The sequence below is a fragment of the Curvibacter sp. APW13 genome (genome assembly GCF_032337135.1).
Lineage (GTDB): Bacteria > Pseudomonadota > Gammaproteobacteria > Burkholderiales > Burkholderiaceae_C > Allorhodoferax.
Map to the genome: position 1 here is coordinate 896,885 of NZ_JAVXZZ010000001.1, position 21,648 is coordinate 918,532.

18 protein-coding genes are annotated in these 21,648 nt (G+C 61.3%); 11 read left to right on the forward strand and 7 right to left on the reverse strand.

The annotated features are described in order from the left end of the window. The 3 genes from pntB to mnmA all read left to right on the forward strand — a co-directional run bounded on the left by pntB (window position 1) and on the right by mnmA (window position 3,148). Window positions 1–1,413: a Re/Si-specific NAD(P)(+) transhydrogenase subunit beta gene (gene pntB / locus RQP54_RS04125; RefSeq protein ID WP_315676894.1), complete on the forward strand. Its 1,413-nt coding sequence runs from the start codon at window positions 1–3 to the stop codon at window positions 1,411–1,413. Window positions 1,414–1,424: 11 nt separating this feature from the next. Beyond that, window positions 1,425–1,919: an NUDIX hydrolase gene (locus RQP54_RS04130; protein ID WP_315676895.1), complete on the forward strand. Its 495-nt coding sequence runs from the start codon at window positions 1,425–1,427 to the stop codon at window positions 1,917–1,919. 95 nt (window positions 1,920–2,014) lie between these two features. Continuing rightward, window positions 2,015–3,148 (forward strand): tRNA 2-thiouridine(34) synthase MnmA, encoded by a 1,134-nt coding sequence (gene mnmA / locus RQP54_RS04135; protein WP_315676896.1) that lies wholly within the window; start codon window positions 2,015–2,017, stop codon window positions 3,146–3,148. Between the two features lie 27 nt (window positions 3,149–3,175). Here mnmA and RQP54_RS04140 read toward each other — a convergent pair whose 3' ends face one another. The 5 genes from RQP54_RS04140 to RQP54_RS04160 all read right to left on the reverse strand — a co-directional run bounded on the left by RQP54_RS04140 (window position 3,176) and on the right by RQP54_RS04160 (window position 9,516). Next, entirely contained in the window at window positions 3,176–3,466 is a 291-nt protein-coding gene (locus tag RQP54_RS04140) for a metal-sensing transcriptional repressor (protein ID WP_315676897.1), read from the reverse strand. 149 nt (window positions 3,467–3,615) lie between these two features. Further along, entirely contained in the window at window positions 3,616–3,840 is a 225-nt protein-coding gene (locus tag RQP54_RS04145; RefSeq protein WP_315676898.1) for a DUF2892 domain-containing protein, read from the reverse strand. A 24-nt stretch (window positions 3,841–3,864) separates the two neighbouring features. After that, on the reverse strand, window positions 3,865–5,157 hold the full coding sequence (locus tag RQP54_RS04150) for an NAD(P)/FAD-dependent oxidoreductase (protein ID WP_315676899.1): 1,293 nt from the start codon (window positions 5,155–5,157) through the stop codon (window positions 3,865–3,867). Between the two features lie 51 nt (window positions 5,158–5,208). Continuing rightward, a complete protein-coding gene (locus RQP54_RS04155; protein WP_315676900.1) occupies window positions 5,209–8,463 on the reverse strand; it encodes an efflux RND transporter permease subunit in 3,255 nt (1,084 codons plus the stop codon). 6 nt (window positions 8,464–8,469) lie between these two features. Beyond that, the gene (locus RQP54_RS04160) at window positions 8,470–9,516 is read right to left on the reverse strand and encodes an efflux RND transporter periplasmic adaptor subunit (RefSeq protein WP_315676901.1); all 1,047 of its coding nucleotides are present in this window, start codon (window positions 9,514–9,516) and stop codon (window positions 8,470–8,472) included. A gap of 205 nt (window positions 9,517–9,721) precedes the next feature. Here RQP54_RS04160 and bcsD point away from each other — a divergent pair, with 205 nt between their 5' ends. The 8 genes from bcsD to RQP54_RS04200 all read left to right on the forward strand — a co-directional run bounded on the left by bcsD (window position 9,722) and on the right by RQP54_RS04200 (window position 18,802). Further along, entirely contained in the window at window positions 9,722–10,186 is a 465-nt protein-coding gene (bcsD, locus tag RQP54_RS04165; protein WP_315676902.1) for a cellulose biosynthesis protein BcsD, read from the forward strand. A gap of 17 nt (window positions 10,187–10,203) precedes the next feature. Beyond that, window positions 10,204–10,926 carry a hypothetical protein gene (locus RQP54_RS04170; RefSeq protein WP_315676903.1) on the forward strand — a complete coding sequence of 241 codons (723 nt, stop codon included), beginning with the start codon at window positions 10,204–10,206 and terminating at the stop codon, window positions 10,924–10,926. Further along, window positions 10,923–11,687: a cellulose biosynthesis protein BcsQ gene (gene bcsQ / locus RQP54_RS04175; RefSeq protein WP_315676904.1), complete on the forward strand. Its 765-nt coding sequence runs from the start codon at window positions 10,923–10,925 to the stop codon at window positions 11,685–11,687. The genes RQP54_RS04170 and bcsQ (RQP54_RS04175) overlap by 4 nt, the downstream gene beginning before the upstream one ends. Then, window positions 11,684–13,834: a hypothetical protein gene (locus RQP54_RS04180; protein ID WP_315676905.1), complete on the forward strand. Its 2,151-nt coding sequence runs from the start codon at window positions 11,684–11,686 to the stop codon at window positions 13,832–13,834. Before bcsQ (RQP54_RS04175) ends, RQP54_RS04180 begins: the two co-directional genes overlap by 4 nt. Continuing rightward, on the forward strand, window positions 13,827–16,133 hold the full coding sequence (gene bcsB / locus RQP54_RS04185; RefSeq protein WP_315676906.1) for a cellulose biosynthesis cyclic di-GMP-binding regulatory protein BcsB: 2,307 nt from the start codon (window positions 13,827–13,829) through the stop codon (window positions 16,131–16,133). Before RQP54_RS04180 ends, bcsB begins: the two co-directional genes overlap by 8 nt. Before the next feature lie 64 nt (window positions 16,134–16,197). Further along, complete coding sequence (locus RQP54_RS04190; protein WP_315676907.1) at window positions 16,198–16,932, forward strand: tetratricopeptide repeat protein; 735 nt, start codon at window positions 16,198–16,200, stop codon at window positions 16,930–16,932. Then, complete coding sequence (bcsQ, locus tag RQP54_RS04195) at window positions 16,932–17,684, forward strand: cellulose biosynthesis protein BcsQ (protein WP_315676908.1); 753 nt, start codon at window positions 16,932–16,934, stop codon at window positions 17,682–17,684. The genes RQP54_RS04190 and bcsQ (RQP54_RS04195) overlap by 1 nt, the downstream gene beginning before the upstream one ends. Then, on the forward strand, window positions 17,681–18,802 hold the full coding sequence (locus RQP54_RS04200) for a glycosyl hydrolase family 18 protein (RefSeq protein ID WP_315676909.1): 1,122 nt from the start codon (window positions 17,681–17,683) through the stop codon (window positions 18,800–18,802). The genes bcsQ (RQP54_RS04195) and RQP54_RS04200 overlap by 4 nt, the downstream gene beginning before the upstream one ends. A 58-nt stretch (window positions 18,803–18,860) precedes the next feature. Here the strand turns inward: RQP54_RS04200 and RQP54_RS04205 are convergent, their stop codons facing one another. Next, window positions 18,861–20,561, reverse strand: coding sequence for a polysaccharide deacetylase family protein (locus RQP54_RS04205; RefSeq protein WP_315676910.1), 1,701 nt, complete (start codon window positions 20,559–20,561; stop codon window positions 18,861–18,863). 76 nt (window positions 20,562–20,637) lie between these two features. Then, window positions 20,638–21,642: an alginate O-acetyltransferase AlgX-related protein gene (locus RQP54_RS04210; RefSeq protein WP_315676911.1), complete on the reverse strand. Its 1,005-nt coding sequence runs from the start codon at window positions 21,640–21,642 to the stop codon at window positions 20,638–20,640. Window positions 21,643–21,648: the final 6 nt, after the last annotated feature.

A 21,648-nucleotide genomic window follows, 5' to 3' on the forward strand; every position in this document is an offset into this window, starting at 1 on the left:
ATGTCCCAAAGTCTTGCTACGGTGGCCTACCTTGGTGCGGCCATCCTGTTCATCCTCAGCCTGGGCGGCCTGTCCAACCCGGAAACCTCGCGGCGCGGCAACCTGTTCGGCATGGTCGGCATGGCCCTGGCCGTGCTGGCAACCATCTTCGGCCCCCGCGTCGGCCCCGGCGGCATCGCCTGGATCCTCGCGGCCCTGGTCATCGGCGGTGGCATCGGCCTGTATGCGGCCCGCGTGGTGCAGATGACCCAGATGCCCGAACTGGTGGCCCTCATGCACAGCCTGGTCGGCCTGGCGGCCTGCCTGGTGGGCTTTGCCAGCTATGTCGATACCTCGGTACAGTTTGCCGGCGCGGAAAAGCTGATCCACGAAGTGGAGATCTACATCGGCATCCTCATCGGCGCGGTCACGTTCTCGGGCTCGCTCATCGCATTCGGCAAGCTCAATGGCCGTATCGGCGGAAAGCCCCTGCTGCTGCCTGCGCGCCACTGGCTCAACCTGGTGGCCTTGCTGGTCGTGATCTGGTTCGGGCGTCAATTCCTGGCTGCCCACGATGTGAACGCGGGCATGCTGCCGCTGGTGGTGATGACCGCCATTGCCCTGCTGTTTGGCGTGCACATGGTCATGGCCATTGGCGGCGCGGACATGCCGGTGGTGGTGTCCATGCTCAACAGCTACTCCGGCTGGGCAGCCGCGGCCACCGGCTTCATGCTCAACAACGACCTGCTCATCGTCACTGGTGCGCTGGTGGGTTCGTCGGGTGCGATCCTGAGCTACATCATGTGCAACGCCATGAACCGCAACTTCCTCAGCGTGATCGCCGGGGGCTTCGGTTCGGGCGGTGGCGCGGCACCGGCTGCAGGCGCCGCGGCGCAACCGCAAGGCGAGGTCGTGCCCGTGAGCGCCGCCGAGACCGCCGAGCTGCTGCGCGAAGCCAAGAACGTGGTCATCGTGCCCGGCTACGGCATGGCGGTAGCCCAGGCCCAGCACACCGTGAACGAGATCACCCGCCACCTGCGCGACAAGGGCGTGAACGTGCGCTTTGCCATCCACCCGGTGGCGGGCCGCATGCCCGGCCACATGAACGTGCTGCTGGCCGAGGCCAAGGTGCCCTACGACATCGTGCTGGAGATGGACGAGATCAACGAGGACTTCCCCGACACCGACGTGGCCATGGTCATCGGCGCCAACGACATCGTGAACCCGGCGGCGCAGGAAGACCCGGGCAGCCCGATCGCCGGCATGCCGGTGCTGGAAGTATGGAAGGCCAAGACCAGCATCGTGATGAAGCGCTCCATGGCCAGCGGCTATGCGGGCGTGGACAATCCGCTGTTCTACAAGGAAAACAACCGCATGCTGTTCGGCGACGCCAAGAAGATGCTCGACGAATTGCTGGGAGCCTTGAAAAGCTAAAGGAAGCCCACATGAGTGAACGTTGGAAGCCCAGCGTGACCGTGGCGGCCGTCATCGAGCGTGACGGCCGTTTTTTATTGGTCGAGGAACACACGCCCGAGGGCCTGCGCCTGAACAACCCGGCCGGACACCTGGAGCCCGGCGAGTCGCCCCAGAGCGGCTGCGTGCGCGAGGTGCTGGAGGAAACGGCCCACGACTTCACCCCCACGGCCCTGGTGGGGGTGTACCTGTCACGCTTCGTTCGCCCCGCCACCACGGGTGCTGCCGAGGAAGCCATTACCTACCTGCGCTTTGCCTTCTGCGGCGATGCGGGCGCCTGGCATGCCGGTCGCGCGCTGGACGCGGGCATTGTCCGCGCGGTATGGCTCACGGCCGACGAAATACGCACCAGCCAGGACCGCCACCGCAGCCCGCTGGTGCTGCAGTGCATGGAAGACTACCTGCGCGGCCAGCGCTTCCCGCTGGAGCTGGTGGTCACGGATGCCAGTGCACTCGTGACCGGCTGAGTTGTCGCTACGTTTTTGATAGCTGCTTACGCAATATCCACGTGGGCAAGAGGCCAATTTGGCCGGTAAAATGCTGACCACAAGGGTTTGAAGGCATGCAATCAGCAAAGAAACGGGTGGTCGTGGGTTTGAGCGGCGGGGTGGACTCCGCGGTGTCGGCCTACCTGCTCAAGCGCCAAGGGTATGAAGTCGTCGGCATCTTCATGAAGAACTGGGAGGACGACGACGACAGCGAATACTGCTCCTCCAACATCGACTTCGTGGACGCGGCTGCCGTGGCGGATGTGCTCGGCATCGAGATCGAGCACGTGAACTTCGCCTCCGACTACAAGGACCGGGTATTCGCCGAGTTCCTGCGCGAATACCAGGCGGGCCGCACGCCGAACCCCGACATCCTGTGCAACGCCGAGATCAAGTTCAAGGCTTTCCTGGACCACGCCTTCGCGCGCGGGGCCGACTTCATTGCCACCGGCCACTACGCGCGGGTTCGGCGCAACCCCGCATCGGGAAAGGTCGAACTGCTCAAGGGGCTGGACCCGAGCAAGGACCAGAGCTATTTCCTGCACCGCCTGAGCCAGGCCCAGTTGGACCGCGTGCTGTTTCCGGTCGGTGAGCTGCACAAGAGCGAGGTGCGCCGCATCGCCGACGAGATTGGCCTGCCCAACGCCAAGAAGAAGGACTCCACCGGCATCTGCTTCATCGGCGAGCGCCCATTCCGGGAATTCCTGAACCGCTACATCTCCAAGGAACCGGGGCCCATCAAGGACGCGTCCGGGCGCACTATCGGCCAGCATGTGGGCCTGTCGTTCTACACCCTGGGCCAGCGCCAGGGCCTGGGCATTGGCGGCATCAAGGCCAAAGGTGCGCAAAAGGGCGGCGGCGAGCATGCCCCCTGGTTTGTGGCGCGCAAGGACATGGCAAAGAACACGCTGTGGGTGGTGCAGGGGCATGACCACCCCTGGCTGCAGTCGGCCGCGCTGACGGCACTGGACGCCAGCTGGGTCAGCGGCACGCCACCGGTGGATGGTTCACTGGCAGCCAAGACCCGCTACCGCCAGAGCGACGCTGCCTGCGCGGTGCAGGGTGCCGATGCTTCTGGCGCCTTCACGCTGACGTTTACGGAGCCGCAATGGGCAGTGACGCCGGGCCAGTCGGCCGTGCTCTACGACGGCGAGGTCTGCCTGGGCGGCGGCATCATCGCTTCGGCCAGTCCCTGGCCAAGCACGTGACGCTATAAATTCAGAAGCTGGTTACGCTTATCCCAAGCGGGCCAACATGGTTTCCATGTCCTTGACCATGGCCTCCAGGCTGGCTTTCTGGGACTCGTCGGGTTGGACGCGGGCGTTGAGTTCCTGCTCCATGAAGCACACCGTCATGCGCAGGTAGGTGCTGTCCAGCGCCTTGCGCACAGCCGCAAACTGCTGGCCGATCTTGAGGCAATCCTCCCCCTCCTCGACCATGCGCTGGATACCGCGGATCTGTCCCTCTGCGCGGCGCAGGCGGTTGAGCACATCGGTACGGGCTTCGGGCTGGGTCAGTACGGTCATGGGAAAGTGGTCCACGGGATTGCGATCAGGGGCCGCATTCTCGCCGATGTTCGCGCCTTGCGCCACCTTTGCCTGCGCCGAAGTTGTCGCACAAAGCCCGCACATGCCCCCGGATGTATCCGGAATTACGCTGGCGGGCAATCCAGGTTTCAGCGGCTGCATGCCCCATTGCCCTCAGGCACACCCAACTTCTTCAGCAGGATGCCGGGTGGGCAGAATCCCGTGATGCCTGACTGGAACAGGTTGAAGCCCACGAAGGCAGTGAAGGCCAGGGCCCACTTGGTCCAGAAGATCGGGCTGCCTTCCACGCCCAGCGCGAGGGACAACATCACAAAGAATCCCGCCATGATGCGGATGTAGCGTTCGACAGTCATCGTTTTCTCCAGTTAAAAATCGGTTCAGTTCTTTTCGGTCAGTCGGACAATGCCCAGCGCCTTGAGCACGTACTTCTCGTACACCGGCTCGGAGTTGCCCTTGCGGATCTTGCGCAGGAAGTACTTCTCGAATGCAATCTTGGCCAGATGCACCCATTTGCCCTTCTTGAACCAGTTCACGTTGCGGGGCGGGATCTGCGGCAGGGCCACGAAGGCGGCGCCGGTATCGCCCATGTCGGCCAGGCAAATGGCGTTCCACGTGCCCTTGGCCAGTGCCGGCTTGCCCGCCAGTTCATCGGCAATGTTGTGGGCGATGGCGCCGACCATGCTCTCGATCATGTAGCCGGTCTTGGGCGTGCCCGTGGGCACCGGCGTGGTCTCGACTGGCGGTATGGCCACACAGACACCGGCCGAGAAGATGTTCCTGTAAGCCTTGCTGCGCTGGTACTCGTCGATGAGCACGAAGCCGCGGGGATTGCACAGGTTGGGAACGGCAGCGATGGCGTCCACGCCCTTGAAGGCCGGCAGCATCATCGACAGCTGGAACGGCACCTCATGCTCCTTGTAGACCTGGCCGAGGTCGTCCAGCTGGGTGACGAACAGCTTGCCCTGCTCGACCCTGGTGGTCTTGGCGTTGGTGATCCACTTCATGTCGCGGTTGCGCATTTCGGATTCGAGCATGGACTTGCTGTCGCCCACACCGCCCAGCCCCAGGTGCCCGATGTAGGGCTCGCTCGTGACATAGGTGATCGGCACCTTGTGGCGCAGCTTGCGTTTGCGCAGGTCGGTGTCGAGAATGAAGGCGAACTCGTAGGCCGGGCCGAAGCAGCTGGCACCGGGCATGGCACCGATGACCACCGGCCCGGGATTCTGCAGGAAGTTCTCATAGTCCGCCCAGAATTCCTGGGCATGGTCGACACTGCAGATGGAGTGGGTGAAGCCGCCACCGCCGGCTGATACGGGACCCGCGCCGGGAACCTCGGCGAACGAGAGCTTCGGGCCCGTGGTGAGCACCAGGTAGTCGTAGTCCAGGGTCTGGCCGTTGGCCAGCGTGAGCTTGCTCGCCGCGGCATCGAGTGCCGTGGCCGCACTGGCAATGAATCCGATGCCTTTGCGCTCCAGGTAAGGCGCAATGGGCAAGGTGATTTCCTCACGCTGGCGCCAGCCCACGGCGATCCAGGGGTTGCTGGGCACGAACTGGAAGTAGTCGGTAGCGTTGACCACCGTGATGCGGTGCTCCTTGCCCAGCAGCTCCCGCATTTCATAGGCTGCGGGCATGCCCCCGATGCCAGCGCCAACGATCACGATGTGTGCCATGGTTGTCTCCTTGTATTCATGGTTTGGAATGCACGCGATTGCAATGGCCTGTCACACTGCTTCCACGCGGCGGCGGTACATGGCGTAGTACAGGACCGGAATGACCACCAGGGTCAGCAGGGTGGACACCAGGATGCCGAAGATGAGCGATACCGCCAGCCCGTTGAAGATCGGGTCGTCGAGGATGAAGAAGGCACCGACCATGGCCGCCAGCCCGGTCAGGGCAATGGGCTGGGCGCGCACCGCCGCCGACTGCAGCACCGCTTCCTTGAACGCCACGCCGTTGCGCACCTGCAATTCGATGAAGTCCACCAGCAGGATGGAGTTGCGCACGATGATGCCGGCCAGCGCGATCATGCCGATCATGCTGGTAGCGGTGAACTGCGCCCCGAGCAAAGCGTGCCCGGGCATGACACCGATGATGGTCAGCGGAATCGGCGCCATGATGACCACGGGCGTCAGGTAGCTCTTGAACTGCGCCACCACCAGCAGGTAGATCAGCACCAGACCCACGGCATAGGCGGCACCCATGTCGCGGAAAGTGTCATACGTGATCTGCCACTCGCCGTCCCACTTGAGCCCGAACTGCCGGTACACGTCGGTGGGTTGCTTGATCCAGTATTCGCCCAGCACGCCCTCCTTGGATGCGCCCAGCTCCGCAATATGGGAGCGGATGGCGAACAGCCCATAGAGCGGTGAATCGGTCTTGCCCGCCATATCCCCCACCACGTAGCTGACGCCCAGCAAGTCCTTTGTGAACAAGGGCTTGTCGATCACACCCTTTTCCACCTGCACCAGTTCGGACAAGGGCACCAGCTGCCCGTTGGCCGCACGCATAGGCAAGGCCAGCACCGCGTCCAGACCGACCTGCTTTTCCAGCGGAAGCTGCATGCGCACGGGCACGGGGTACTTGGAGTGCTGGTCGTGCAGGTAGGCACTGTCCATGCCCGACAGGGCACCCGCTACGGTTTGGGCGACGGCGGCCACGGGGATCCCCAGACTTTCCGCCCGCTGGCGCCGCACCCGCAGGAAGGAGCGCGCAGCGTCTTCCTTCAGGCTGGTGTCAATGCCCACGATGTCGGCCGTGGCACCGAAGGCTGCGGCCACTTCGGTGGCCAGTTTCTGGCGCCCCGCTTCGTCCGGCCCGTAGATTTCGGCCACCAGCGGCGACATGACCGGAGGGCCCGGCGGCACTTCGACCACCTTCACACGCGCGTGGTACTTGGCTGCAATTTGTTCGAGTGCCGGGCGCATGCGCTGCGCGATGGCGTGGCTCTGTTCCTTGCGGTGGTGCTTGTCGACCAGGCTTACCTGCAGGTCGCCCTGCTCCATGTCGGAGCGCAGGTAGTACTGGCGTACCAGCCCGTTGAAGGTAATGGGCGAGGCGGTACCGGCGTAGCCCTGTAAGTGCCGCACTTCGGGTTGCTGTGCCAGGTGAGCACCCAGCTCCTGCAGCACCAGCGCCGTGTCTTCCAGCGGCGTTCCGGCGGGCATGTCGACCACCACCTGGAACTCGCTCTTGTTGTCGAAGGGCAGCATCTTCAACACCACCCACTGCACCACCGCGAGTCCGACGGACAGCATCAGGGCAGCGACGATGCCTGCCAACAGGAGCCAGCGCTTGCGTGCACTGTTGAGTAGCGGCAGGAGTACGGCCTCGAAAAGCTTCTGGAGCCGCAAGCCCATCTTCGACGGCGCCGCGCTCTCTGTGGCATGGTGCGAATGGCTGCCATGCTCGCGCATGAATTTCAGGGCCAACCAAGGCGTCACCGTGAAGGCGATGGCCAGCGAGATGGCCATGCCCAGGCTGGAGTTAATCGGAATGGGGCTCATGTACGGGCCCATCAGCCCCGACACGAAGGCCATCGGCAGCAGTGCCGCGATGACGGTCAAGGTGGCCAGAATGGTCGGCCCGCCCACCTCGTCCACCGCACGCGGGATCAGCGCAGACAGCGGGGCATCTGGTGTTAATTGCTGGTGCCGATGGATGTTCTCGACCACCACGATGGCATCGTCCACCAGGATGCCGATCGAGAAGATCAGTGCAAACAGGGAGACCCGGTTGAGCGTGAAGCCCCAGGCCCACGAGGCAAACAGCGTCGCGGTCAGCGTCAGGATCACGGCGGCACCGACGATCAGGGCCTCTCGCCTGCCAAGGGCCAGCCCCACCAGCAAGATCACGGAGCCGGTGGCGAAGGCAAGCTTCTGGATCAGCTTGTTGGCTTTTTCTGCCGCGGTTTCACCGTAGTCACGGGTCACCGTCGCTTCCATGCCGGCCGGAATGACGGTGTTGCGCAGTGAATCGAGGCGCTGGATCACGGCACGCGAGACGTTGACGGCGTTCTCACCCGGCTTTTTGGTCACGGCAATGGTCAGTGCCGGGTAGCTGCTACCTGCCTTCTGCGGCTCTGCTTGTCCGTCGTAGGCGGCACCCTTGGTGAACCAGGCGTAGTGGCGGGGTTGTGCAGCCGCTTCGCGGATATCGGCCAACTCCCGCAGGTACACCGGCTTGCCGGCATTGACGCCAACCACCAGGTCGCCAACGTCCTGCGCACTGCGCAAGAATTCCCCAACCTCCACGGTCATCATCTGCGCACCGCCCGCGCCCGGCGCGCCTGCGACCTGGCCGGCCGGCATGCCGAAGTTGGCCGCCTGGAGCGTACGCTGCAGGCCCAGCAGGTCCGCCCCGCGGGCCCGCATGCGCACCGGGTCCAGCCGGATTTCCAGCACGCGCCCTGGCGCTGCCAGGGTGCTGACCTCGCGCACACCGGCCACGGCCTTCAATTCGGCCTCCAGACTGTGGGCCACATCCTGCAGTTCGACCGCGGACTGCGCGTCCTGTCCCCACAGGGTGATGCCAACCACCGGGACATCATCGATGCCCTTGGGCTTGACGATGGGGGTCAAGGTGCCCAGGCCTGGGGGCAACCAGTCCTGGTTGGCGTTGATCACGTCGTACAGGCGCACCAGTGCCTCTGTGCGCGGTACACCCACCTTGAACTGCACCGTCAGTATGGCCATGCCCGGGCGCGAGACCGAATAGGTATGCTCGATGCCCGCAATCTGGCTGAACATCTGTTCTGCCGGGCGCGCCACCATGTTCTGCACGTCGGTGCTGCTGGCGCCTGGGAAAGGCACCATGACGTTGGCCATGGTGACGTTGATCTGTGGCTCCTCTTCCCGCGGTGTCACCAGGACGGCAAAAGCGCCCAGAAGCAAGGCCACCAAGGCCAGCAGGGGCGTGAGCGCATTGCCCTGGAAGGCCGCGGCAATGCGGCCGGAGATCCCCAATGAAGTGTGGTTCATGGTGGCTTACCTTGCAGCTGCGGCCTTGACCGGATCCAGGGCGATGCGCTCACCCGCACGCAGGCCCGCGACGATTTCCACGGATTGCGCTCCCACCAGGGCGCCGGTGCGCACTGCCCGCAAGGCGTAGCCCTGGGCCTGCGCGACATAGACCGCGGTCAGCTCACCACGGCGCACCAGCGCTTGGGTCGGTATGGTGATCCGCTGGGGGGTTGCGGCGGCACCGCCAGCAAACCGCACGCGTACTGGCTGGCCCGGCAACATGGTTGCAGTGTCCTTGGGTGACAGATCCAACCGCCATTCGGTGGTCTGCGACACCGGGTCGGCGGAAGGCACGATCTGCCGTGTCGTCGGTGTGATCCTTACAGCAGCATTCACTGAGTCCTGTTCGACGCTGATATCGCGTGCGACCTTGGCGTCTTCGGCCCGCGATTGCGGAACCTGCACCACTGCACGCAGGGGCTGGGGGGCGTAGACGGTAAGCAGTGGTGCACCCGGCACGGCAAGATCACCGGCTTGGACGTGTGTCTGCAACACCAGTCCGTCAAAAGGGGCGACAACCCGCGCGTAGCCCTGCGCGATGCCCGACAGCTTGACGGAAGCTTGCGCCTGGTCCTTGCCTGCCCGCGCTGCTTCCAGTTGTGTCGCTGCGGTGTCCAGTGCAGCCTTCGATACGAACCCTTTTTGTTGAAGTTCCCTGGTTCGCTCCCATTGCGTCTGCGCGTTCCGGAATTCGGCTAGGGCCTGTGCCATCTGCGCCTGGCTTCGTTCGGTACCAACCTGGGCCTCGCGGTCGTCCAGCGTGGCCAAGGTTTGACCTGCCTTGACCCGATCACCCACCTTCACCTTGAGTGTGAGGACGCGCCCCTGGGTCTGCGCGGAGACGGTAGCCTGGTGGACGGCCTGCAACGTGCCCTCCAACGCGAAGCCGCTGGCCTGGGTATCGACGCCTACTTTGTAAGTGGGGACGGTTTGCGCCTGCAGCACGCCGGCAAGCAGCAGCACGGTGGCTGCGCCCAGCCGCCTGCAATTGGCTTTCCATGCTTTGTTCATGTACTCTTCCATATACTATGTGGGGTATCGTATTACTATACGCGGTAAGTGTCCTGCCTGTCAAGTGACGCCATCGCGGCGGATTCCGTGCAAATTTCACAGGCCGATGCTGCAAGAAAGAAGAATTGCCTTTGTTGACAATCAGTTACATCTGACAATCGAAGCACTACAAGAATAAAATCGTCGCTTTCACCGAACTACAGGCATGACCGCTACACCTCTGGAAAACTACTACCGCGAACAACAGATGTCCCTTCAGTGGTTTCCGTTTCTGCGCGCCATGGCCGGTGAACTCAGCGAGCAGACGGATGCGCAAACGCTGCGCAAACTGTGGACTTCGATCGGAGAGCGGGCAGCGCAGGACTCCCGTGAGGCATTCGAGGGTGTCAATACACTGGGGGCACTCACAAACGCGCTCAACGACTACCTGGCGCGCATAAACTGGGGCGTGGTCGAGATCTCCGAAATACCTGCGGGCATCGCGATTGACCACCATGGCGCACCGCTGGCGGAGGCCTTCGGAGACGACGCCCTTGTGTGGTCGATCGGATTCCTGGAAGGCTTCTACCAGACACTTTTCGGCCTGCTCGGTGCAGGGCCATCGATGCGCGTGCGGGCGATCGAGGAAGAGTGTGAAGCCCTGCATTTGCGATTCCGTTTCGGACGCTGATCCCACAAGACATCCCTATGCCTGCCACACCCAAATCCCCATCGGCACTGATGCGGTCACTCGGCGCGGATGAGTCTGCACTGGAGGCCAAACTGCGCGTATCCGCACGTGAAGCCGAGCAGCGCTGGCCACTTTTTCGTGCCATGGCACCCTCCAAGGCAGAGGTCACGCCAGCACTGAGCGATGGTGACAAACAGGCCTGGACGCCAGCACCTCCTCCCCAACAACCGGCACGCAAACCACTGCTGGCACGCCCCGGCATCAGCAGCAAGCTGTCAGGAGGGCTGGAGAAATTTGCATCCCTGGCGGGAGCCTCGCCTCGCCCGAAGAAGGTGGCGTCCGAGACGGCACCAATCGCATCTGAGCCGACTACCAACGCTACCCGGACGAAACCGCGCAAGTCCAACGCGCCCACGGACGCCGTGGACATGCCGCCCTTGGCCGCCAATCTGTTTCCCTCCCCGGACGCCCCCATGCCGCGCGAAACCCTGTTTGCCACGCAAACCAAGGCGACCGAGCGTCCCGCGGCTGTCGGTTTGTTTGCCAAGATGGGTGCGCAGGAAACAACCCCACCAGACCAGACCAAACAACGGCAACAACCGAGCACCGCGCAAGAGACTGCACCAGATTCGCTGGCGGCATTGTTTGACCGAATCGAGGGCCATGTCGCACCGACGAATCCCATGTCGCGCAGCAAGACAAGCGGCACCCCCCTCATGCGCAGGATCGGCAAACGATGAGCGTCATTGGCGTGGTTTCCATGAAGGGTGGCGTCGGAAAGACATCGGTCACCGCCAACCTGGCCGTCGCATTGGCAAGAGCATTGGGGCCCCATCGCGTCAGCACCGTGGATCTCGACCCGCAGAACGCCCTTCGATTCCATCTTGGCCTTGCACTTGAAGACGCGTGCGGCGTATGTACCCAATCGATTGCGCAGGCGGATTGGGCGGAAATCGCCGTGCCCACAGACCATGAGGTGCTGTGCCTGCCTTACGGTGAGGTTTCCGAAGAGGAACGTCAGGCGTTTGAGGAACTGCTCGAAACACATCCCGGATGGATAGGAGACCAGATCCATGCCGCAGGTCTGAATGACGATGCCGTTGTATTGATCGACACGCCACCGGGTCCCAGCCCTTACCTGCGTCAGACGCTCGCATGCGCGGACCTGATTCTGGTCGTGCTCCTTGCCGACGCCGCGTCCTATGCAACGGTTTCTGCCATGGAATCCTGGCTGGCCGAGATGCAGACAGCACAGCCGCAAGCGAAGCACCTGTACCTGCTCAATCAGGTCGACCGAACGGATTTGCTCAACAAGGATGTTGGTGATGTACTGAGCCACAGACTCGGTGACAGACTGATACCGATTGGCGTTCACCTCGATGAATCGGTGCGGGAAGCGCTTGCGTTCCAGCAGCCCGTCATGGCCTATGACCCCCATGGCCAGGCCAGCCATGACCTTGCACGCATTGCAGAGCATCTCATCGACAGCCTGAACCGATGACCCCGGCAACACTGCTGCACCTCTGGCGTGACCGGTGGCACCTGCCACAACATCCCGAGCACAGTGTCCCCTTGGTGCATGGGCGGATTGCGCGCTGGACCATGGACTTGGCCCGTTCGGATCACTGGGGCCTTCCCGGACTGATTGCCGCGGTGCTGACGGCAACTCTCACCGTGCTTGTGCTGGCGGTCACCACCCGCCTGTCAACGAATAGCCAGATTGTCCTTGGCTGGTCGCTGGTGGTTTTCGCCATCTACCTGCGTCGCCATCGTGGCCAGGTCGTCGCCCTGGCGATCGTCTGCATGGCTGCACTGCTGGGGCTTCGCTACTTCTACTGGCGCGCAGAGGCCACCCTGCCCCCTTCGGGCACAGGCAACTGGTTCCTTGCGCTGGCTTTGATTTGCGCCGAACTGCTGGTCTGGCTACGAACCGGACTGGACTATTTCATCTCGGTCTGGCCTGTGGAGTCGGACAGCAGCCCACTGCCGGACGATGCCGTGACCTGGCCTACCGTCGATTTCGTCTACGTCCCCACCCATGATGCGGTGGAGTCAACGGTCGCCTTTCTATCGGGCCTGTCCGAACAGGACTGGCCACGCAATAAATACCGGACCGTCATTCTTTCAGCGCACGATGACGCGAGCTTGCACAGCGCGTGTGCAGCAAAAGGCGTGACATTGCGGGTCTACCCCCAATGCGCACCGGACGACATCGCTGCATTGGTAAACCGGTTCATGTATGAAAGCGAAGCCGAACTGCTGGTCGTGGCGGACTGTGCACAGCAGTTGCCGCCGGACTTCCTTCGCAACACCATGGGCTGGTTTGTCCAGGAACCCCTTCTCGCCTTGGCACAGACCCCGCGCTTTCCACTGTCTCAGCGTCCGCGTCGGATCGTCCAGACGCACCTCCTGTCTTTCCCGGAACAGCCAGCACTTGCGGTGGTACGCCGAACGTCCCTACTGGCCGTCGGTGGGTTGAGGCCATCCGGTTCGCCCCTGGTGGAGCCAACCGACAGGGCCTTGGGTCACAGCGGCTTTTTCGATGCCTTCCTGCTGTATCAGAAAGGCAATGACCACCAGAGTCATTGCAAACGTCTGGACGGCCCTTCCAGACCCCTTGCTCTCCCGCTACGCATTCAGTTGAAGGCTCTGCGGGAGGGTCTTCATTTTTACGCACCGATCACTACCGGTATCTTCTGGGTCATACCGTTTGCGGCACTGGGGTTGGGGGCCACGGTGATAGCGGCCGACTTTTGGACACTGGCGGCGTACTGGGTACCCCAGTGGGTGCTTGGCCGGCTGGCTCTCGCCACCGCGCTGGAACACCACCGGTTGCGCTGGTGGGATTTTGTCAAGGAAGAGTTGGGCGCGATCGCGGTATTGGTGCGGACGACTCGGTCCTTCACGGCCACCCGCTTTCTACAGCTGCCCGGCATCCGAAAATCGGACCCGTTACGCGCGCTGGATCGCCTCCCCAAAACGGTTCCGATCACCCACCGTCCATGGGTTTGGGTTGGAATTCTGGTCTTCGGTCTGGTGTCATCGTGGGGTCTTCATGGGCTGTGGACAGGTGCTTCCCCCATCCTCGCACCGCTCTACGTCGCGTGGTCAGCCTTTCTGATGATGAGCTTGCTCGCCGAACTGGCCGTACAGCGTGAACTGGATTGGGTGCAGGCCCACCGCCACGCGTGTGCACAGTTGCCTTGCATGGTGCGTTTGGTCGATGACGGCTCCGTGTTTCGCACCACCACAACCAACTTTCCCGAGCATCCCCTGACACTGGACGCCGCCCATGCCGCCCAATCACTGCATGGTCAAACCGCGCAGATTTCCATCTTCCTTGGCGCACGTGAATTTGTTTTCCCGTGCAGACTGGCAACGACCTCATCAGAACAGGTCGTCGCCGAAATACCCGCGCAGTTCCTGTCCGAATTCCGGGGGGTTGCGGCGCTCGCCCTTTCACGGCCCAGCCGATGGCCCATGTGGCTCCCCCCTGTTCACGCCGATCGATTGCTTCCACGATGGCTGGAACGGATCCTGCTCCGGCTTCAGGATGCCTTCTACAATTTGACAGTGAAGTACACACTCCCCGCCGTGATGCAGAGAATTCGCGCGCGCATCTTCCCAGGAAGTTCAACCCATGGCTAAGTTTTCCGGTTTCCCATCCCTTTCCAAGCCGCTATGGTGGACGGCCCTCATGGCGGTTTCCATGCTGCTGGCACCGGCCGATCTGGCATTCGCGAAGTCGCGCAAGAACAAGGATGCAGCGCTGATGGAAGAACCCCGAGGCACGGAGGCGCCTACCGGCGCATCACGCACCCGCACCGTGTCCTTGTCGTTCAAGCAATTGGGGGCTTGGTCATCGATCAAGCTGCGTGGCGTTGATGGCAGTCAGGCACTGTTTTTCCCGGTGCGTCCTGACGAAGTGGTGATCGGAGCAAAGCTTCGTATCGCCTATGACTACTCACCGGCACTAATACCGGAACTGAGCCACTTGAAAGTGCTTCTCAATGACCGGGTCGCTGCGGTGGAAGGCCTGCCCAAGGACAAGAACGTAGGCAATGCCCGCGATATCAACCTTGACCCGAGGCTGTTCAAGGAAATGAATGCGCTTGAATTCAAGCTCATCGGGCACTACACGCGCCAGTGTGAGGATCCGTACCACTCCTCCTTGTGGTTGACATTGAGTGATCTGGGCCGATTGGAGTTGACCCTTGCCCCGGTCTCCATGGCGAGTGACCTCAAGAACCTGCCAGCTCCGTTCTTCGACCGGCGCGAGAGTTCGCCATTGAGCGTGCCTTTCGTGTTCACCAAGGGTGTCAATCACGGCACCATTCAAGCGGCCGGCGTGGTGGCTTCGTGGTTCGGCCTGCAGGCCCGCAATAAGTCTGTTCAATTCCCGGTGACATTGAACGAGTTGCCGGACGGTAACGCAGTGGTCTTTCTTCAGGGCGGCGAGAACATCCAGGGAGTCAAGGGTACTGCAGCCGCCAGTGTCGCCCTCATCCCCCATCCCAACAACCCACTGGCGCGGTTGCTGGTGATTTCCGGGGCCAATCCAGCAGACATCGCCAAGGCAGCCCATGCCGTTGCACTGGCCTCCCACACCTTGGCAGGTCAATTGGTATCGGTCACGAATGAAGTGGAGGCAGCGCCTCGGAAGCCCTATGACGCTCCCGCGTGGATTCCAACGGACCGCCCGGTTCGCATGGGGGAGCTGATGCGCGCGGATCAAATGCGCGTGCATGCGTACTACCCTGACCCGATTCGCCTCAACTACCGAGTTTCTCCTGACGTGTTCACTTGGCGCTCGGAAGGGGTTCCTGTGGACCTGAAGTTCCGCGTCACTCGGCTACCGTTCCATCGCAATTCAAGCCTGAACGTCGGGTTGAACAACAACTATCTCCAGTCGTTCTCCATCAATGACCCGGTCCAGAAGGTGGGCGACACCGACAAGCCCGTGATGGGCGCATTCAATGGGTCTGGAATTCGCCAGGAACAGATGTATCTGCCACCTTATGCAAGTGATGGCCGTGATCAACTGCAGTTCGCCTACTACTTCGACGTCGTCAAGGAAGGAGAGTGCCGCAGCCTCCCTCCCGCCAACCTGGAAGCAGCCATCGATCCGGAGTCAACCATTGATTTCAGTGGTTTTCCCAAATTCGCGGCGCTCCCCAATTTGGCCTACTTTGCCAACCTCGGCTTCCCCTTTACCCGACTCGCCGACCTGTCGGACACTGCCTTCGCAATGCCAGACAACCCTGGCGCGGAGGAACTGTCACTGTACCTGACAGTTCTGGGGCGCATGGGCGAGTCCACCGGCTATCCGGCACTGCGCCATGGCGTGGTCTCCCATCTGGACATTGAAAAGGCCTCTGCCAAAGACATCGTTGTTGTTGGTTCCGGCAACAGCCAGAGCCTGATCTCCAAATGGAAGGATGCCCTGCCGATGGTGATGGTCGATGGCGACCGCCGCGTTCGTGAATACCGTGCCTCATGGCGAGCAGGCTACCGGTGGGCTCAAGAAGACATAACCACCAAACCCAACCCCGCAGGAGCACTTCAGATTTCCGGAAATGCGAGCCTGTCGACCATCATGGGATTCGAGTCACCGCTTCAATCCGGCAAGAGCGTGGTGTTCCTTTACGCAGACAAACCATCGGATCTGCGCAAGATTTCAGATGCGTTGACGGACAACGATCGTCTGGCATCGATTCAGGGCGATTTCGTTGTAGTCGATGACAAGAGCATCAGCCACGTCAAAGCGTCCGATACCTACTATGTCGGATCGTTGCCATGGCTCAGCAAAGTTCGCTGGTTCTTCGCTGACCAGCCGTTTGTGCTCGCTGGACTGGTGACATTGGCGGCTATTCTTCTTGGGGCATTGCTGTACCGCCCCTTGAAGCACCTTGCTGCCCAACGAGGCAAAAAACATGCGGTTCGCTAGGGCGAGTTGCTTGTTGTCAAGGCTCGGCCGCTGCCTATTTGCTGCGGCACTATGCCTGCCTCCATTGGCATGGTCGGCCGACGATTTGCTCACCAGTCAACTGGTGGACGAGGCCCGTGCTTGGCAGTCCAAGGGGCGCGGCGACCTGGCTGGCAACACCTGGCGACGGATCCTGATCACGCACCCCGACCATACCGAAGCCTTGGCGAACCTGGGTCAATTGGAAGCCAAGGCTGGAAACTGGTCGGAAGCGCGGTCCCTTTACCAGCGCGCAAAACGTCAAGGAAAGTCAAACCCGGCATTGGCCAAGCTCGAGGCTTTGCTACAGCAAAGCTCCACAGTACCCGAGCCATTGGAGCGAAATGCTCGTCCAAGCATCACAAGTGCCGCCCCTCAAACCTCTGCGCAGCCTGAATCCGTGCGGGTTCCCCCAGCGGGCCGCGTAGAAGCTGAGCGCAAAGGATCGGCAACGCCGGTTACGACGAACGCGAGCCCGCGCGACGTCAAGGAATCTAAGGCGCCAGCCACCAAATCCATGCCTCCAATGGCGATGGAGCCGGTCGCCCCCCCCACTTCGGAAGTGAGGGTCACGCCGTTGCCCCTGGCCCCCATATCGAATGCGCGAATCGCGCCGCTCAAAGCCGATGAAGAAGACGTTGCACTGAAGCCCTCCGAAACACTTCGTATCGGTTCCACCACACCGACACCCGCAGGACAGAGCAACATTTCGCCCCCGCCCAAGCGTCCCAAGCCCTGCCGCTTGCCACTGGCACCGGCGGCAACCAACGGAGCCAATTGATGGAGATCGTTACCTTTATTTCCGGCAAAGGTGGTGTCGGCAAGTCCACGCTGACCTGCAACGTAGCCGTTGGTCTTTCTGCACGTGGCAAGCGCGTGCTGGTCATTGACCTGGATCCGCAGAACATTCAGCGCCTGCACCTGGGAATGGACCCTGAAGAGATCGCAGGTCTCGCCAGGGAGGGCATCAACGACGATGCGGTGTTCGATAGCCCTTTTGGCGTACGGTTCATCCCGTTTGGTCGCCTCCAGGATGGCGAATTGGTGGAGTTCGAGCAGCAACTTCGGCTGCACCCGGACTGGGTCAAGAATGGCATCGCCAACCTTGACCCTGGCGCCTATGATTTCGTGCTCATTGATACTCCTCCGGGAGCAACCACCTATCTACAGCAAGCGCTGCACGCGGCCCACCGTGCACTGGTAGTTCTGCTCGCTGACGCTGCATCGTTTGCGACGGTTGCGCGCATCTTGGCGCTGGTGGCTACCCACACTCGCAATAACGAGGCTTTCATCGAACAGCACATTGTCCTGAACCAGATGCCCTTGCGCAGCAAGCTCAGCCACCAAGTTCGGAAGTCGCTGATCGAACACTATGGCAGCATGGTAGTACCTGTATCGGTTCGCCGCGATCCTGGGGTTCCACAGGCGCTGGCCTTTGAACGACCTGTGCTTCAATACGAACCGACGTGCCCAGCAAGCCAAGCTATCCAGGCCCTCGCCGATTGGTTGATCGACAGCAGCGAAGCCTCATGAGGCGATGGGCTAAAAGGTGGCCTTGGATCCTTGTCCTGTCAGGTTTTCTCACGCCCACATTTGCCCAGAATCTCAATGCTGTCGGTTATGTCGGCTGGTGGGTTGCCGAAGGATGGAAAAGCGTCCGGCAGGTAGCGTTTGATCGCCTGTTCGTGTTTGAGCTGCCGATCGGCGAGGCGGGCGACATTCCCGAGCGACACGGTTGGCCCGAGCGCTGGGGCGAATTGATTGAGCATGCCCAGTCCAAGAAGATCCCGGTAGACCTCACCATCACCTTGATGGATCCTCAGCGCTTTCAGCGCGTTTTCGGCAGCCCGCAGGCCATCGAACGCCTGAGTGCAGAACTCGTCGCGTTGGCTTCCGACGCGCGAGTCGCCGGAATACAGTTGGACGTTGAACTGTATGAGGGAGTTCCAGCCCCGGCACTTCTGGCCTACCGGCAGTTCGTCCGAACGTTGGCGGATCAACTAAAGACATTGAATCCCAGGCGCCAACTGGGCATATTCCTGCCATTTCAGAGCAAGAACCTGCTGTATGACGCAGAGTCACTCCGATCGGTCGACTATTCCGTGATCCAGGGCTATGACTCGCACTGGCTCGACAGCAAACGGGCAGGCCCCGTCGCCCCGCTGGATGGGCCTTACGCACTGACATGGAAGAAGGCCATTGCCTTGGCCGACAGGCTCGAAATACCGCGTTCGAAACAATACCTTGGCTACCCGCTCTATGGTTATGAGTGGCGCGTCCGTGACGGGCGGTCAACGCACTCCTTAACGATGGGCAAGGGAATTACCGTAACCTTCGCTCGCCCGCTTTCGGTGGGTTCGCTCGATCAGACACCCCCATCAGAAGCCGTTGTCGTGGAGCGAGTGGCACGCTACGGCGCCAGCTATGACGCGGTTTCCGCATCGTCCAGCTACCGCTTCCGAGGCACCGACGGGTATTGGCGAGAAGGATGGTTCGACGACTGGTGGGGCATGCACGCCAAGGCTGCGTTCGTGCTGGACAACCAATTGCCAGGGCTCGCCTTTTTCCTGCTTGGGTACGATGGCGGAACCCTGGTGGATTACTACCACCGCCACGCGCCTGCCGGACGCACCACTTCGTCGCAGCAATAGCAGGTCTGCAAGCGGTGACTCCAAGCGCGATGCGTTCCTGAGAGTGATTCCGTCGGATTCAAAACCTGACAAACAGCTCTGAAGTGGGAGACTGCGCATCAAGCACGATGGCAGATCGGTATGCATCCATCGCCTTGACTTGAACCTTGGCAGGTTTGCCATCTGCGAGGGTTACCACAGGGCTTATTCCCTTGCGGGGGTGCGTCACGATCACCGACAAGCCACTGGGTATCGAGCCGCTGGTGCCGTCCGCACTGAACGCAATGAATCCGTCACCCGTCCGCTGTTGGATTTTCACGGGCTCACGTGTGCGCCACCATGCGGCTATCTGGTCGCCGCGAGCGACCCACAATCGGTCCTTGTACTCAGCCACCCGCTTCATGTAATTGCCCATGGTGCCGGCCATCAAGCCACCATCGACATAGTTCTGGGTATGTACCGACAGCAGACTGAATGCTCCGCTGCGCACCGCAAGGTCCAGGTCGTAGGCAAGACTTTCCTCCACCCGCGCTGGACCATACAGCATGCGCATGAAGTTGACGTCATCGAACTGTGTCCTGGGGAGCACAACCAATGCGGCACTGGGCCCCAAACCCGGCTCTGCACTTGAAAAGAACGGCAGACGATCCTGCGTGGCGCTCGGATCTGCGGCATGGTGAAGAATGCCGTTGCGCCGCAAAATTCTTTCCGTCACAGCGTCGTACGATTCCGTGGGCGCACGAAAACCCGTGGCTTCCCCGGTTGCATCTCCGAGAATGGTCTTCATCTGGGCCTTCATGTTGAGCACCCGCATTTCCTGCTCGGCGGGATCCAAGTCCTTGAATCCAAAATGCACATCTGCGTGGTAGGCAATCTCGTGCCCTCTCGCGCGCAGGTCCCGCACGATGTCAGGGTAGCGCACGGCCATGGACGTCAGGCAATAGAACGTTCCCTTGACTCCAATGCTCTCGAGATCTTTCGCAAAATTGGGGGCTGAGAAAAACTTGTCCTCGGTATCCATCTCCATCAGATGGGCTGCGGCGCGCCCATCTGGCCAAGCCCCCTTGAACAGCCGGGGCTCGCGGCGAAGCCAGGCGATGGTGCTGTCCAAGATCGCATTCCAATCTGCCTGCTTGTGGTAATTCCAAACGCGTTCAGGGAATGCGTAGTAGACGAAGCGCGCGGTGCTTGACTCATGGAAGGCAATCGCGCCTCCCGGACCCGCCTGCTCCTTGGTTCGCATCCAATCCATAAACACGGCAGCCAGGTTGTCAGACTGCACGCGGATCAGCATCTCGTCCGATATGTCACCCACCGACATGCGTCGCCCGGCAGGAACCGGCCACGTCAGGGGGCCATCTCCAAATGGCATCAGAAACCATTCGGTGTCGACCTTGTATTTACCCAGCACCCGGAGTTGAAAGAGGTGTTCCAGATATTCGTAACCCAGGAATCTGCCACTCGGGTCTCGACTACCGATCGCCCAGGTACCCCAAATGCTGCCACCTCGATCGGCAAAGGACTGGATGGCACGCTTTTCCTGTTCATCCAGTACTTGGGCCGAAGCCAGAATCAGTACGCCTGGTTCAACCCCGGCAACGAGATCATCCCGAGACAAATCGCGAGAGGCCTTGCCATATCGCTTGAGGTATTTGCGCCAACGCCCCAGCGTATTTTCATACGAGGACTCCTGCGACTTGATGAGCTGGGCCGTATGGGGGCTGTTGTACAGATAGATCAGTTGCAGCGGGCCACTGCGGTCTGTCGCGAATGCCCCCATGCTCCAACAGGCACAGACCAACAGGACACACCACCTCAATCCGTGGAGCACGGCGCTTCCCCAGACTACAGCAGGGTTACTTCAGGATTGAAGCGATACGATTGATCCATTCGGCATTGTCAATCTGGTAGCGCACGTCCCGGAACTTGGCATTCGGTGGAGAGCGCAGTTCACGCTCCGGAATTTCCCAAATAATCAGCTTGGGCTTGTTGGTCTTGAAGGATTCGTCGCGGAGATACTCTTCCATACCGACCCATGGGCCTTTATCCACCTGAATGGAGATATCGAGCAAATCCCGTTGCAAGGTATAGCGAATCCCATCGGGGTAACCGGTATTCTTGTTGGTGTAACTGCTGCCAATCACCGTGATTCCGACCGTATCACCAGCCCCTTGCAAGCCGGCTTGGGAAGCAGTCGTGCGCGCGACCTTGAACGGGAGAACCTGCTCTGGAGCGAACTGCTTCTGGTCTTCCGGGGGCAGCAATCGCACCAAGTCACGCGCCCGGGTGGTCGTCTTCTGCTTATTCCAGCTCAGGGTGTACCCGACTTCTGGCGTTGCGGCCCACGCAGCCTTGAGCGAAGGTGTGGCATCGATCACAGCCTTGATGGTCTCGGCAGCCAGCAGGGCCCCGGAAGGGGACCAATGGGTATCCAGTCGCAAGAACAAGGGCGTATCGCTGCTCCGATGCGGACTGGCCAAGAACGGCTGGTTCAGATTGACGACATTTACACCGCCGGCCTTGAGCACCTTGACCGCGTTCTCGTACTTACCCTCGGTGTAGGGGTCTAGCGGTTTGTTGGGGGGGAGTTGATCCGAATGAATCCGGACCTTTGAGGGCACGATCACCAGTGCCAGGGCGATACCCTGTCGTTCAAATAGCTTATTGGCCTTTTCAAAAAGGCTGATCGTTGCACTGGTATCTGCAGCATCCGACTGCTGGGCAAACTCATAGGGGGTGAAGAGCCATTCGTTGTTCTTCCCGAACAAGACCGGCACATTGTCGGCCGCCGCTGCACTCAGCGCAAATAAAGTGCTGCAAGCCACCACGGCTGCGCATGAAAACATTGCCTTCTTCAACATTTGCTG